The organism is Paraburkholderia sp. BR10141 (assembly GCF_056155635.1).
Genome location: NZ_JBMIQH010000007.1, coordinates 249,384 through 263,028, shown reverse-complemented (window position 1 = coordinate 263,028; position 13,645 = coordinate 249,384). Strand labels below are relative to the sequence as shown.

Here is a 13,645-nt window from a genome sequence, read left to right as displayed (position 1 = left end):
GTCAGGGTTTCGCGCGAGCGGCGGCGGGAGCGTCGCTTTCGTGCGCCACATTCCTGTCGAGCAGCGCGCGCGCCTGGGACTCGTACTGCGCGAGGTCTTCGAGCGTCGCGTCGAGGTCCGCGCGCTGGCGCTCGAGTATCTCGCGGTGATGCACCACGGTGTCGAGGAACGCCTGGAGTTGCGGGAGCGTGTCGGTCGGCGACTCGTAGAGGTCGAGCAGCGTGCGGATCTCCGAGAGCGTGAAGCCGAGGCGCTTGCCGCGCAGCGTCAGCTTCAGCCGCGTGCGATCGCGCCCCGAAAAGACGCGCTTCAGGCCACCCGCGCCTTCCCGGCTGGGTGCCAGAAGGCCCTGGTCCTCGTAGAAACGGATCGCGCGCGGCGTTACGTCGAATTCCCGGGCGAGTTCGGTAATCGTGTACTGGGTCGTCATGGTGTGCGAAAGGCGGCTGGCCCGGCTGTTGTCTGCACGACAGCGCGAGGGACGATAGAATCGACGTTTACGTTATCGTCAAGTACGCGGTTACGCAACCGGCAGGAGCGACGCGCAAGACGCGCTTTGCATGGGGCCGGAGTCGGTGCTCAAGCGCTAACTCTGGTCGACCGTTTTACATGGGACCAGAGTAAGCGCTAACTCTGGTCGACAAGAGAAGACACCCCCAATGAACGCCCTCGAACACCAGCTCGACTATCCCTACGCCGACACCCTGCCGGAGCCCGGCCTCGCCTTCGACGTCGCGCCCGGCGTGAAATGGCTGCGCATGCCGCTGCCGTTCGCGCTCGACCACATCAACCTCTGGCTGCTGCGCGACGAGATCGACGGCCAGCAAGGCTGGACTGTGGTGGACTGCGGCATCACCAACGACACCATCAAGGCCCGCTGGGAAGCCGTGTTCGAGAACCAGCTGGAAGACCTGCCGGTGCTGCGCGTGCTCGTCACGCATTGCCACCCCGACCATATCGGCCTTGCACACTGGATCTGCGCGGGCGGAGACAAAGCACGCTGGGACGTGCGCCTGTGGACCACGCTCGGCGAATATATGCAGGCCCGCGTGATGGCGGCCGGCGACGGCTCGAACGCGGGCGGCGAAGGCGCCGCGCGTCATTTCGCGCGTCACGGGCTTAAGGACGAAGCCTCGCTCGACAAGCTGCGCAACCGCCGCGGCTACTACGGCAGCCTCGTGCCAGCGCTCCCCACGCAGTACCGCCGCCTGCGCGAAGCCGATACGGTGGCGATCGGCGGCCGCGACTGGCGCGTCATCACAGGCTACGGCCACTCGCCCGAGCATTGCGCGCTGTTCTGCGAAGCAACCGGCGTGCTGATCTCCGGCGACATGGTGCTGCCGCGCATCTCGACCAACGTCTCCGTGTTCGACATGGAGCCGGAAGGCAATCCGCTCGGCCTCTACCTCGAATCGCTCGGTCGCTACGAAACGCTGCCCGAGAACACGCTCGTGCTGCCCTCGCACGGCAAGCCGTTTCGCGGCGTGCGCACGCGCATCGCGCAGTTGCGCGCGCACCATGACGCGCGTCTTGCCGAAGTGATCGAAGCGTGCGGGCGAGCGCCGCAAAGCGCCGCCGACATCGTGCCGATGATGTTCAAGCGCGAGCTCGACATCCACCAGATGACTTTCGCGATGGGCGAAGCGCTCGCGCACCTGAACCTGCTGTGGCTCGAAGGCAAAGTCACGCGCACGACCGGCGCGGACGGCGTGATCCGCTTCACGGCCTGACAAACCGCTGCGCACAAAGAAAAACGGGCGGCCTGCAAAGAGCCGCCCGTTTTTACGTGGTGCGTGAGGTGAACGGCTTTAGTTCGAGCCGCCCGTGATCAGATCGGCGCCTGGCGGCCGCACGAACTTGAAGGTCGAAGCCGGCAGCGTCGGGTTCTTCTCGATGTTGGAGAACGTGAGCAGCGTCACGTTGCCGAACACGTCGTGCAGCTCCATGGCTTCGAGGTTGCCGTCGCGAAAGCCGATGCCCACGCTCTTGAACTGCGTGTCCTTCGACTTCGGAATCAGCTCCAGCCAGTCGATGCCGTTCTTCACGCCCGCGTCGGAGAGCGTGAAGTTCTTGTCGAGATCGTTGCTGCCGAACAGGATCGCCGCCGGGCTCGCGCCGAGCGCGCCGCCGAGCTTGCGCTCGGTCACCTGGTTCAGGTCCTTGTCATAGACGTAGAGGTTGTCGCCGTCCGACTGCAGCACCTGCTGATACGGCTTCTCATACGACCAGATGAACTTGCCGGGCCGCGCGAACACGAATGTGCCGCTCGAAGTCTTGGCGTTCATCGTGGCCGTGGCAATGGCGTCGCTGGCGTTCTTCGCGCCCGAGGGCGCCTTGAGTTCCCGCTGCACGAAACTGCCGCGCGCGGAATGGACCTGTGAGACGAACTGCTTCAGTTGATCGGTGCCGCTCGCATACGCCTGCGAGACCATCAGGACCGACGCGCCAAGCGCAACGAAGAGCGCGCGGCGCGCTGCGCGCGCAAAGCGGGTCGGAAGTCCAGCCGGATACTGCATCTATCGTTCTCCAAGAGGTGTGTCTTTGGCCGTCGGGTTGCCGCAGCCGCTGCCGGGCCGTTGCCAAGGCGCGCGGCGGCCTGGCATGGCTTATTCGGCGTCGCCGCGGTTGGGCACGAGGATCTCGCGGTTGCCGCTCGACGACATCGCCGAAACGAGCCCCGACTGCTCCATCTGTTCGAGCAGCCGCGCCGCGCGGTTGTAGCCGATGCGCAAGTGCCGCTGCACGAGCGAAATCGACGCGCGGCGATTCTTGATGACCACTTCGACGGCCTGGTCATACAGTGGATCGGACTCGTCGCCAGTGCCGCTGGTTCCCGCAGCGGTGCCCTCGTCGCCTTCGCCGCCCACCCCGCCTTCGAGAATGCCCTCGATATAGTTCGGCTCGCCCTGCTCCTTGAGCTTCTCGACGACGCGGTGCACCTCGTCGTCGGCGACGAACGCGCCGTGCACGCGCACGGGCAGACCCGTGCCCGGCGGCAGGTAGAGCATGTCGCCCATGCCCAGCAGCGACTCGGCGCCCATCTGGTCGAGAATCGTGCGCGAGTCGATCTTCGAGGAGACCTGGAACGCAATGCGCGTCGGCACGTTGGCCTTGATGAGGCCGGTGATGACGTCCACCGAAGGCCGCTGCGTCGCGAGAATCAGGTGGATGCCGGCGGCGCGCGCCTTCTGCGCGATACGTGCGATCAGCTCCTCGACCTTCTTGCCGACCACCATCATGAGGTCGGCGAGTTCGTCGATCACGACCACGATATGCGGCAGCTTCTGGCACGGTTCCGGATCGTCCGGCGTGAGGCTGAACGGGTTCGGGATCTTCTCCTCGCGCTTGTTCGCCTCTTCGATCTTGTTGTTGTAGCCCGCGAGATTGCGCACGCCCAGCTTGCTCATGAGCTTGTAGCGGCGCTCCATCTCGGCCACGGTCCAGTTCAGCGCGTTGCCGGCCTGACGCATGTCGGTCACGACCGGGCAGAGCAGATGCGGAATGCCCTCGTAGACGCTCATTTCGAGCATCTTCGGATCGATCAGGATCATGCGGACCTGCTCGGCGCTCGCCTTGTAGAGCAGCGAGAGGATCATCGCGTTGATCCCCACCGACTTGCCCGAGCCGGTCGTGCCGGCCACGAGCAGGTGAGGCATCTTCGCGAGATCGGCGCATACCGGCTTGCCGCCGATGTCCTTGCCAAGGCCCATGGTGAGCGCCGAAGGCGCGTCGGAATAGACCGCCGAGCCGAGGATTTCCGAAAGACGCACAGTCTGGCGGCGCTGGTTCGGCAGCTCCAGCGCCATGAAATTCTTGCCCGGAATCGTTTCCACCACACGGATCGAGACGAGCGAGAGCGAACGCGCGAGATCCTTCGCGAGGCCCACGATCTGGCTGCCCTTCACGCCCGTGGCCGGCTCGATCTCGTAGCGCGTGACGACCGGGCCCGGATACGCGGCCACCACGGCGACGTCCACGCCGAAGTCCTTGAGCTTCTTCTCGATCAGGCGCGAGGTGAATTCGAGCGTGTCGTCGGAGATGGTTTCCTGGGTGGCCGAAGCCGGGTCGAGCAGCGAGATCGCCGGCAATGTTGAATCGCCCGGCAGATCCTTGAAGAGCGGCACCTGACGCTCTTTCTCGACGCGCTCGGAGCGCTGCGGCGTGACCACCGGCGGCACGATCGTAACCGGCTCGTGTTCCTCGATCTTCACGCGGCCACGCTCGACCTTGCCTTCGCGCTTGACGGCCGCCGCTTCGCCGAGCTTGCGGTCGCGGCCCGCCTCGCGGCGCAGCCTCGCCATGGTCACGGCGTTGATGATGTATTCGCCGACCTTTTCGGCGACCGAAAGCCACGAAAAGCGGAAGTAGAGTGAAAGACCGATCGCGAGCCCGAGCAGCAGCGCGAGCGTACCGCCCGTGAAGCCGAGCGCGTGTGAAACGCCGCGCGCCACCGCGCCGCCCACCACGCCGCCGGGCGTCTGGGGCAGTTGCACCTTGAGCGACCACATGCGCAGCGCTTCGATGCCGCAGCTCGACAGCATGACGAGCACGAACGACAAGGCTTCGGCGACCCAGCTGATATCGCGCGGCTTGTCCTCGTCATCGTCGGCAATCGCTTCGTGGCGCGTGATGCGCTGGTAGTTTGCCGAGATGAGGCGCCCGAGCAGCACGATCCACCAGTAGGCGGACAGGCCGAACAGCAGCAGCAGGATGTCCGAGACGCGCGCGCCGACGCGCCCCGCCCAGTTCGAGATGTGGTCGACCTGGGCCGCGTGCGTCCAGCTCGGGTCGTGGCGGCTGTAACTGATGAGCGCCATCAGCAGGAATACGCCTAGCGCGACCTGCAGAATCCAGCGAATTTCGGTGAAAAGGCGCGACATGCGGTGAGGCAATGCCTGCGCCTGCGCGGAAAAGGGAGCTTTGGCCATTGAATCCTGGGCTGATTCTTGATGCGTTTGCGGTCCGCCAGTCCTTCCGTATGCCCGAAACCCCGGGCAGACGGGCGCGGCCGCCGTCGTCCGATCGGGCCTATTGTAAACGCGTTGTTTCGGCCCCGGCGGCCCCTCGCTGTAAATGACGGTAACTGACAACGCTGCGGGCGCGCCACAAAGCGACGTCCGGCCGCATCGCACCCGCCGATCCGCACTGCGCGCCCCGCCCGCGACGCTCAGGCTATCGCGCCGATGAGGAAGCTTCATCGAGCGGCGAACGTCCCCCGCCTTTATAATTGCCGGCTGATGCCCAATTACATGCGTGAGCCCCGCCGCAATGCCGGGCGGCCCTCGCCGGGCGCCCGACCTTACGCGCCACGCAGCGTCTTTCTACGGAATTCGATCATGTCTGCAACCAAACACGCCAAAGTCCTGATTCTCGGTTCCGGCCCCGCCGGCTACACGGCCGCCGTCTATGCGGCGCGCGCGAACCTGTCGCCGCTGCTCGTCACCGGCCTGGCCCAAGGCGGCCAGCTCATGACGACGACCGACGTCGAAAACTGGCCCGCAGACCCGAACGGCGTGCAAGGCCCCGAACTGATGCAGCGTTTCCTCGAGCATGCCGAGCGCTTCAATACGGAAATCGTGTTCGATCACATCCATACGGCCAGGCTCGACGAAAAGCCCATCCGCCTGATCGGCGATTCGGCCGAGTACACCTGTGACTCGCTCATCATCGCGACCGGCGCGTCGGCGCAATACCTCGGCCTGCCGAGCGAAGAGCTGTACATGGGCCGCGGCGTCTCGGCGTGCGCGACCTGCGACGGCTTCTTCTACCGCAACCAGCACGTCGCCGTGATCGGCGGCGGCAACACGGCCGTCGAAGAAGCGCTCTACCTCTCGGGCATCGCGAAGAAGGTCACGGTCATTCACCGCCGCGACAAGTTCCGCGCCGAGCCGATCCTGATCGACCGCCTGCTGGAAAAGGAAAAGGAAGGCGTGGTCGACATCAAGTGGGACCACGTGCTCGACGAAGTCAAGGGCAACGAAGGCGGCGTAAACGGCCTGCGCATCAAGAACGTGAAGACGGGCGTGACCACCGAGCTCGACCTGCAGGGTCTGTTCGTTGCGATCGGCCACAAGCCGAACACGGACATCTTCGAAGGCCAGCTCGAGATGAAGAACGGCTACATCATCACGAACGGCGGCCTGAACGGCAATGCTACCGGTACGAGCGTGCCGGGCGTGTTCGCGGCCGGCGACGTGCAGGATCACGTCTATCGCCAGGCGATCACGAGCGCGGGTACGGGCTGTATGGCCGCACTCGACGCGCAGCGCTACCTCGAGACCGTCAACGAGCTGGGCCAGGCGCACGTGATGAGCGCCGAAGCCGACCGCTGAGCCGGACGAGCGGGCTTCACCCAGCGTTTTTCGTCATGCCCAAGAACGTGCCCCACCCGGGCGAGCCCAGGCGCCCCGCCCCGGCTCGCCAGGCTCCAGCGCCCACGCCGGCTCCCGCAACGGAAGAAGCCACGCCAGGCAAGACGGCTTCTGGCTTCGCCGGCCTCGGCAGCCTGCGCGACGCGCTCAAGGTGCAAACCCGCCAGCGCGAGCGCGAACGCGTGGCCGCGCAGGCGGCGCGTGTCGAAGCCGCCGCCGACAGTGATCTCTTTCGCCGCGAGATCGGCCAGATCGCGCCGCTCAAGCAGCCCGCGCGCGCGCAGCCGCGCCGGGCAGCACCCGTGCCGTTGCCGCTGCAAACGCGGCTCGACGAGCAGGCCGTGCTGCACGAAGCGATCTCCGACGAATTCGACCCGGAAGCGTTTCTCGACACCGACGACTCGCTCTACTATCACCGCCCCGGCGTGAGCGAGGAAGTCGTCAAGAAGCTGCGGCGCGGCACGTGGATCGTGCAGGCGCAACTCGACCTGCACGGCATGCGCCGCGAGCAAGCGCGCGAGGCGCTACAGGACTTCATCCGTGAAGCGGGCAAGCGCGGGCTGCGCTGCGTGCGCGTGATCCACGGCAAGGGCCTCGGTTCCGTCGGCAAGGAGCCCGTGCTCAAGGGCAAGGTGCGCGCGTGGCTCGTGCAAAAGGAAGAAGTCATCGCGTTCTGCCAGGCGCGGCCGCACGACGGCGGCGCGGGCGCCGTGCTCGTGCTGTTGCAGCCGCACCCGGTCGGACACGGGCAGCATCATACACACGCGCCCTGACCGAACCCGTCATCGTCGCGCCGATACGAAAAAACCCCGTTGCTGCTTGCGCAGCGAACGGGGTTTTTTATCGCGCCGGACAAACCGGTGAACGAAGATCAGGCGATACGTGCTTCCGTCTTCGGGTCGAACAGCACGGCCTTCGAAACGTCGAACAGCAGATCCATGTTGTTGAGCGGCTGCGGATTCGCGCCCGGGTGCACGCGGCTCACGATGCGCTTGCCGTTGACCTGCGCGAACACGAGCGTGTCCGGACCAGTCGGCTCGATCACATCGACCTGCACCGCGTGGCGCTGCAGTTCGTGGCCGTGGCCGTCGTGCGAGCTGCGCGCGTCGGTGATGCGCTCGGGGCGCAGGCCCAGCACCACATTCTGGCCGATATGGCCGCGCACCTTGTTCGCGTCGAACGGCAGGTTCAGCACGTTGCGCGCCACGCCCGTGTCGAGCTCGATGCCGATGCCCGAACCCTGCTCCACCAGCTTGCCTTCGATGAAGTTCATCGGCGGCGCGCCGATGAAGCCCGCGACGAACAGGTTCGACGGCGAGTCGTAGATGTCCTGCGGCGCGCCGAACTGCTGCACGATGCCGTCCTTCATGACCGCGATGCGGTCGCCGAGCGTCATTGCCTCGATCTGGTCGTGCGTCACGTAGACGATGGTCTTGCCCACGCGCTGATGCAGCAGCTTGATTTCCGAACGCATCTCGATACGCAGCTTGGCGTCGAGGTTCGAGAGCGGTTCGTCGAACAGGAACATGATCGGATCGCGCGCCAGTGCGCGGCCCATGGCGACGCGCTGACGTTGGCCGCCCGAAAGCTGGCCCGGCTTGCGGTCGAGCAGATGCTGGATCTGCAGCATGCTCGACACGCGGTCGACGATCTGGGTCTGCTCGGCCTTCGGCACCTTGCGGATGTTCAGGCCGAACGAGATGTTCTCGCGCACCGTCATCGACGGATAGAGCGCGTACGACTGGAACACCATCGCGATATCGCGATCCTTCGGCGAGAGGTTGTTCACCACCTTGCCGTCCATCATGATCTCGCCCTTGGTCACGGTTTCGAGACCCGCGATCATGTTGAGCAGCGTCGACTTCCCGCAGCCCGAGCCGCCGACCAGAATCAGGAACTGGCCGTCTTCGATGTCGATGTTGACGCCCTTGAGGACGGGCACCCCGTTCGGGTAGGTCTTGTAGACGTCGCGAATGGAAAGGCTTGCCATGCTATGAATCCTTTAATCGAATGCGCGTTCTGTCGCGCAGTTAGCCCTTCACCGCGCCCGCCGTGAGGCCACGCACGAAGTAGCGGCCGGCGATTACGTAGACGAGCAGCGTGGGCAGCGCGGCGATGATCGCGCCGGCCATGTCGACGTTGTATTCCTTCACGCCCGTGGACGTGTTCACGAGATTGTTCAGCGCCACCGTGATCGGCATCGAATCGACGCCCGAGAACACGATACCGAACAGGAAGTCATTCCAGATCTGCGTGAATTGCCAGATCAGGCACACCATGAAGATGGGCAGCGAGATCGGCAGCATGATGCGCGTGAAGATCATGAAGAAACCGGCGCCGTCGATGCGCGCGGCCTTCACGAGTTCAGCGGGCACGCTCACGTAGAAGTTGCGGAAGAACATCGTGGTGAACGCAATGCCGTACACGACGTGCACCAGCACCAGACCGCCGATCGTGTTCGACAGGCCGAGGAAGCCTTCGAGACGCGCCATCGGCAACAGGATGGCCTGGAACGGGATGAAGCAGCCCACCAGCAGCATCGTGAAGAGCGCGTCCGCGCCGCGAAAGCGCCAGTGCGTGAGCACGTAGCCGTTGAACGCGCCGATGATCGACGAGATCAGCACGGCCGGAATCACCATCTTCACCGAGTTCATGAAGAACGGCTGCATGCCGTCACAGCGAACGCCGGTACACGCTTCGCTCCACGCCTTGATCCACGGCGCGAAGGTCGGGCTCGTGGGCAGCGAGAGCATGGTGCCCGTGTGAATCTGGTCGAGCGACTTGAACGACGTCGACAGCATCACGTAGAGCGGGAACAGGAAGTACAACGCGAACAGGATCAGCGCCGCATAGATGACCACGCGGCTCACGTTCATCTTAGGCTGCATTGCGCGTGCTCCTCGATTCCAGATACATGAGCGGCACGAGCACGGCCACGACCGTGGCGAGCATCATCATCGACGAAGCTGCGCCGACGCCGAGCTGCCCGCGGTTGAACGAAAACGTGTACATGAAGATGGCCGGCAGCGACGACGACGTGCCCGGACCACCGGCCGTCAAGGCGACGACGAGGTCGAACGTCTTGATCGTGATGTGGCACAGGATCAGCAGCACGGAGAAAAACACCGGACGCATGCTTGGAATCACGATCTTCCGGTAGATCGTGGGCAGCGTCGCGCCGTCCACCTGGGCCGCCTTGAAGATTTCGCTATCGACACCGCGCAGACCGGCGAGGAACAGCGCCATGCAAAAGCCCGTGGATTGCCACACGGCGGCGACCACGATACAGAAAATGGCCTTGTCCGGGTCGTTGAGCCAGTCGATGTGGAAGCTCGTCCAGCCGATGCTGTGCATCACCTGCTGAATGCCGAGGTCCGGATTGAAGATCCACTGCCATGCCGTGCCCGTCACGATGTACGAGAGCGCCATCGGATAGAGGAACACCGCGCGCAGCGCGCCTTCCTGACGAATCTGCTGGTCGAGCAGGATCGCGAGGAACAGCCCGAGCCCTACGCAGATCGCGATGAACGGGATGCCGAACCATCCGAGGTTCTGCGCCGACGTCCACCAGACGTCGTTCGCGAACAGCTCGCGATAGCGGTCGAGACCCGCGAATTCATAGCGCGGCATCAGTCGCGAGGTCGAGAGCGACAGATACCCGGTAATGAGAATGAAGCCGTAGACGAATACGAGGCTGATCAGAATGCTGGGCGAAAGCACCAGCTTCGGGATCCAGCGGTCTGCGAGCGCCGCCATGGGCGACGCGCGGCGGGTAGCAGGCGTGGCCGCCTTGCCGTTGCCGCTAAGAGAAGCAGTCACTGCGCAACTCCTGGTACGGTGCGAAAACCGCTTTCGCACGATGATGGGGTTCAGAGAGTGAACCGTCATGCCCGGGGCGCGCCACGTATGGCGCCCCCCGTCTTACAGCACTAACCTGCTACGCTCACTTCGTCTTCGCAGCCTTCGCGAGCGCTTCGACCGCGCTCTTCGAATCCTGGTTCGAGTTCATGAACTTCGTCACGACGTCGGTGATCGCACCGGCCGTTGCGTCCGGCTGAGCCATGCCGTGAGCGAGCGACGGCACATAGCCGCCGGCCTTGATCGCGACCTGCTCATCCGCGTACGACTTCTTCGCGCATGCGTCGAACTTGCTCATGTCCACGCCGAGACGAACCGGAATCGAACCCTTGTACAGGCTGAACTGCTCCTGGAAGCCCGGGCTCATGATCGTCTTCGCGAGGGCGAGCTGGCCAGGCGTTGCCTCCTTCTGGCCCTTCTGCTGGAAGAACACGAACGAGTCGACGTTAAAAGTGTAGGCCTTTGCCGTGCCCGGCACGGCTGCGCAAACGTAGTCCGTATCCGGCTGCTTGTTCGCGTTCGCGAACTCGCCCTTGGCCCAGTCGCCCATGAACTGCATGCCGGCCTTGCCGTTGATGACCATGGCCGTGGCGAGGTTCCAGTCGCGGCCCGTGCGGCCGTTATCCATGTACGACTCGATCTTGCGGACCGTGTCGAACACGCCGACCATCTGCTGCGACGTGAGGGTCTTCTGGTCGAGGTCGACGAGTGCCTTCTTGTAGAAGTCCGCGCCCTGCGAGAGGACCACGTCTTCCCACAGCGTCAGGTCCTGCCACGGCTGACCACCGGCGGCGACCGCCTGGATGCCCGCGGCCTTCATCTTGTCGGCCAGCGCGAAGAATTCCGGCCACGTTGTCGGCGCCTTGCCGCCCACCTTGTCGAGCGCTGCCTTGTTGATCCACACCCAGTTCACGCGGTGCACCGAGAACGGCGCTGCCACGTAGTGGCCGTCGGCGTGCATGATCTTGTCGATCTGCGGCGGCAGATTGGCCTTCCAGTCGCCGGCGACGGAGTCGACGTTCACCAGCACGCCCTGCTCAGCCCATTCCTGGATCAGCGGACCCTTGATCTGGGCGGCCGTCGGTGCGTTGCCCGAGATCACCTGGGTCTTCAGTGCGGTCATGGCCGCCGCGCCCGCGCCACCGGCGACCGCGAAGTCCTTCCACACATAGCCCTGCTTCGTCATGTCGTCCTTGAGCACGCCGACGGCCTTCGACTCGCCGCCCGAAGTCCACCAGTGCAGCACTTCGAGGGACTCGGCCGCTTGCGCCGTGGCGACGCCACCCAACAGACCTGCTGCGCACAGGGCGCCCATGATCGCGCGGAATTTCATTGCTTATCTCCTCCAGACACCTGAACAAAAAACGATTGGCCCCTGATCACCAGGGTGCGGTGGTTGGTCAAACAGGCAAAACAGGCAAAACACTGGACGGACGGGCGCCGGAGTGCCGCGCGCGCGTGCTTTTCATTAGATGCGCGCGGGCCGCGTGCCGGTTACCGGCCGCAGGACGCTCAAGAGATGAGTGGTTCGGAATGCAACTTGACTGTCTCCTCTTTTGATTTTCACCGGTCACCCGACCGGCCGAGGCGCCGCTTGCGTCACGCGGCCTTGAAGCCTCCGCACGGCGGGGAACCGGGCGCACGGCTCACTGGCAAGCCGGGCTGAGTCCCGCGTGGTTCTCCGTTAACATGAGGGGGCATTCCGTCCGCTCGCGAAACCGCGCAAACCGCCTTGCTGGCTGCGTTCCACGCTTTTTTCATCGAATGAACGTTACCTCTTGATTTGGATTGTAGTTAAACTACAATTCAGTGTCAAAAAAAATTTTATCGGACTACGGCCGCCCGATCGCCCACACAGACGGGCACCCGTTGTACCCTGCAGCGGCCCCCCAGGACTCTGACCGAGACTCATGCAAACCCCGATCGATTCAGGTTTCACGTTCGTGCTCTTCGGCGCCACCGGCGACCTGTCGATGCGCAAGATCCTCCCCGCCCTGTATGAAGCGCACCGTTCAGGCATGCTCGCCCAGGCCGGCAAGATCGTGGGCGTCGCGCGCCACGAAGAGGATCGTGCAGCGTACATCCAGTGGGTCGACGAGCACGTCAAGCCGCACGTGAAGAAGAACGGCGGCTTCGACGACAACGCGTGGGCCAGCTTCCTCGAACGCATCGTCTATGTGAAGCTCGACCTCTCGCGCGCCGAGGACTTTACTCACTTGCGCGACGGCATCGCGTCGCTGCCCGGCATTCGTGTGTTCTATCTGGCGACGGGCCCGTCGCTGTTCGTGCCGATCTGCCGCGCGCTTGCCGCCGTGGGGCTGAACGAGAATTCGCGCATCGTGCTGGAAAAGCCGCTCGGCTACGACCTCAAGTCGTCCAACGCGATCAACGACGCCGTGGGCGAGATCTTCGCCGAAGGCCAGATCTACCGGATCGACCACTACCTCGGCAAGGAGCCGGTGCAGAACCTGCTCGCGCTGCGTTTCGGCAACGCGCTCTTCGAGCCGCTGTGGCGCCGCGAATGGGTCGAGAGCATCCAGATCACGATTGCCGAAGAACTGGGCGTCGAAGCGCGCGGCGACTTTTATGACAACACTGGCGCGCTGCGCGACATGGTGCAAAATCACCTGTTGCAGTTGCTTTCGATCGTCGCCATGGAGCCGCCGCATTCGATGGATTCGGATTCGGTGCGTGACGAAAAGCTTCGCGTGCTGCGCGCGCTCAAGCCGATCAACCCGCTCGACATCAGCAAGGTCGCCGTGCGCGGGCAGTACCATGCGGGCGTGATCCGCGGCCAGGCGGTGCCGGGCTATGCGACCGAGCATGGCGTGAAACCCGAAAGCCACACGGAAACCTTCGTCGCGCTCAAGGTGGAGATCGAAAACTGGCGCTGGGCGGGCGTGCCCTTCTTCCTGCGCACCGGCAAGCGTCTTGCCGACCGCGTGGCCGAGATCGTCGTGAACTTCCGTCCGGTGCCGCATTCGGCGCTCGGCGCACCGGCGCTGCGCCCCGGCGCGAACCGCCTCGTGATTCGCCTGCAACCGAACGAGAACATCCGCCTCTACTGCCTCGCGAAGCAGCCCGGCGAAGGCATGAATCTCGCGAGCGTGCATCTGGATCTCGCGTTCGACCAGTTCTTCCGCGAAGGCCAGATGGAGGCCTACCAGCGCCTGCTGCTCGACGTGATCAACGGTCGCCTCGCGTTGTTCGTGCGGCGCGACGAGCAGGAAGCGGCGTGGACGTGGGTCGAGCCGATCCTCAACGAGTGGGCGGCAACGCCCCGCGCGCCCAAGCCGTATGCGGCCGGCACATGGGGACCGGCGGCCGCGAGCGCGATGCTTGCGCAGCACGGCACCTGCTGGCTCGAAGAAGAGAATTGATGGGATTGCATGGCGGCGCGCACAGCAAGCGCGACG

At 64.6% G+C, this 13,645-nt stretch carries 11 protein-coding genes; 4 read left to right on the top strand and 7 right to left on the bottom strand.

Annotated features, from left to right (window positions below; translation table 11 throughout):
• Position 1 precedes the first annotated feature (1 nt).
• Entirely contained in the window at positions 2-430 is a 429-nt protein-coding gene (locus ACOJB8_RS13035; RefSeq protein ID WP_342948533.1) for a MerR family transcriptional regulator, read from the bottom strand.
• Positions 431-659: 229 nt separating this feature from the next.
• Here ACOJB8_RS13035 and ACOJB8_RS13030 point away from each other — a divergent pair, with 229 nt between their 5' ends.
• Positions 660-1,730, top strand: coding sequence for an MBL fold metallo-hydrolase (locus ACOJB8_RS13030; RefSeq protein WP_368728517.1), 1,071 nt, complete (start codon positions 660-662; stop codon positions 1,728-1,730).
• Positions 1,731-1,808: 78 nt separating this feature from the next.
• Here ACOJB8_RS13030 and lolA read toward each other — a convergent pair whose 3' ends face one another.
• Both lolA and ACOJB8_RS13020 read right to left on the bottom strand, forming a co-directional pair.
• Entirely contained in the window at positions 1,809-2,516 is a 708-nt protein-coding gene (lolA, locus tag ACOJB8_RS13025; RefSeq protein WP_342948531.1) for an outer membrane lipoprotein chaperone LolA, read from the bottom strand.
• A 90-nt stretch (positions 2,517-2,606) separates the two neighbouring features.
• Entirely contained in the window at positions 2,607-4,928 is a 2,322-nt protein-coding gene (locus ACOJB8_RS13020; RefSeq protein ID WP_069262711.1) for a DNA translocase FtsK, read from the bottom strand.
• A 408-nt stretch (positions 4,929-5,336) separates the two neighbouring features.
• Between ACOJB8_RS13020 and trxB the strand changes: the two genes are divergently transcribed.
• Positions 5,337-6,332, top strand: coding sequence for a thioredoxin-disulfide reductase (gene trxB / locus ACOJB8_RS13015; protein ID WP_475012805.1), 996 nt, complete (start codon positions 5,337-5,339; stop codon positions 6,330-6,332).
• A 35-nt stretch (positions 6,333-6,367) separates the two neighbouring features.
• Positions 6,368-7,144, top strand: a complete 777-nt coding sequence (locus tag ACOJB8_RS13010) for a Smr/MutS family protein (RefSeq protein WP_069262713.1) — start codon at positions 6,368-6,370, stop codon at positions 7,142-7,144.
• Between the two features lie 98 nt (positions 7,145-7,242).
• On the opposite strand, the gene ACOJB8_RS13005 is transcribed toward ACOJB8_RS13010, so the two are convergent.
• The 4 genes from ACOJB8_RS13005 to ACOJB8_RS12990 form a co-directional block, all read right to left on the bottom strand.
• Positions 7,243-8,361 (bottom strand): ABC transporter ATP-binding protein, encoded by a 1,119-nt coding sequence (locus ACOJB8_RS13005; RefSeq protein ID WP_069262714.1) that lies wholly within the window; start codon positions 8,359-8,361, stop codon positions 7,243-7,245.
• Positions 8,362-8,401: 40 nt separating this feature from the next.
• Positions 8,402-9,259 (bottom strand): carbohydrate ABC transporter permease, encoded by an 858-nt coding sequence (locus tag ACOJB8_RS13000; protein ID WP_176732845.1) that lies wholly within the window; start codon positions 9,257-9,259, stop codon positions 8,402-8,404.
• On the bottom strand, positions 9,249-10,190 hold the full coding sequence (locus ACOJB8_RS12995; RefSeq protein ID WP_069262716.1) for a carbohydrate ABC transporter permease: 942 nt from the start codon (positions 10,188-10,190) through the stop codon (positions 9,249-9,251). Before ACOJB8_RS12995 ends, ACOJB8_RS13000 begins: the two co-directional genes overlap by 11 nt.
• A 124-nt stretch (positions 10,191-10,314) precedes the next feature.
• Positions 10,315-11,562, bottom strand: a complete 1,248-nt coding sequence (locus ACOJB8_RS12990; RefSeq protein ID WP_069262717.1) for an ABC transporter substrate-binding protein — start codon at positions 11,560-11,562, stop codon at positions 10,315-10,317.
• A gap of 577 nt (positions 11,563-12,139) precedes the next feature.
• Between ACOJB8_RS12990 and zwf the strand changes: the two genes are divergently transcribed.
• Complete coding sequence (zwf, locus tag ACOJB8_RS12985; RefSeq protein ID WP_069262718.1) at positions 12,140-13,609, top strand: glucose-6-phosphate dehydrogenase; 1,470 nt, start codon at positions 12,140-12,142, stop codon at positions 13,607-13,609.
• Positions 13,610-13,645: the final 36 nt, after the last annotated feature.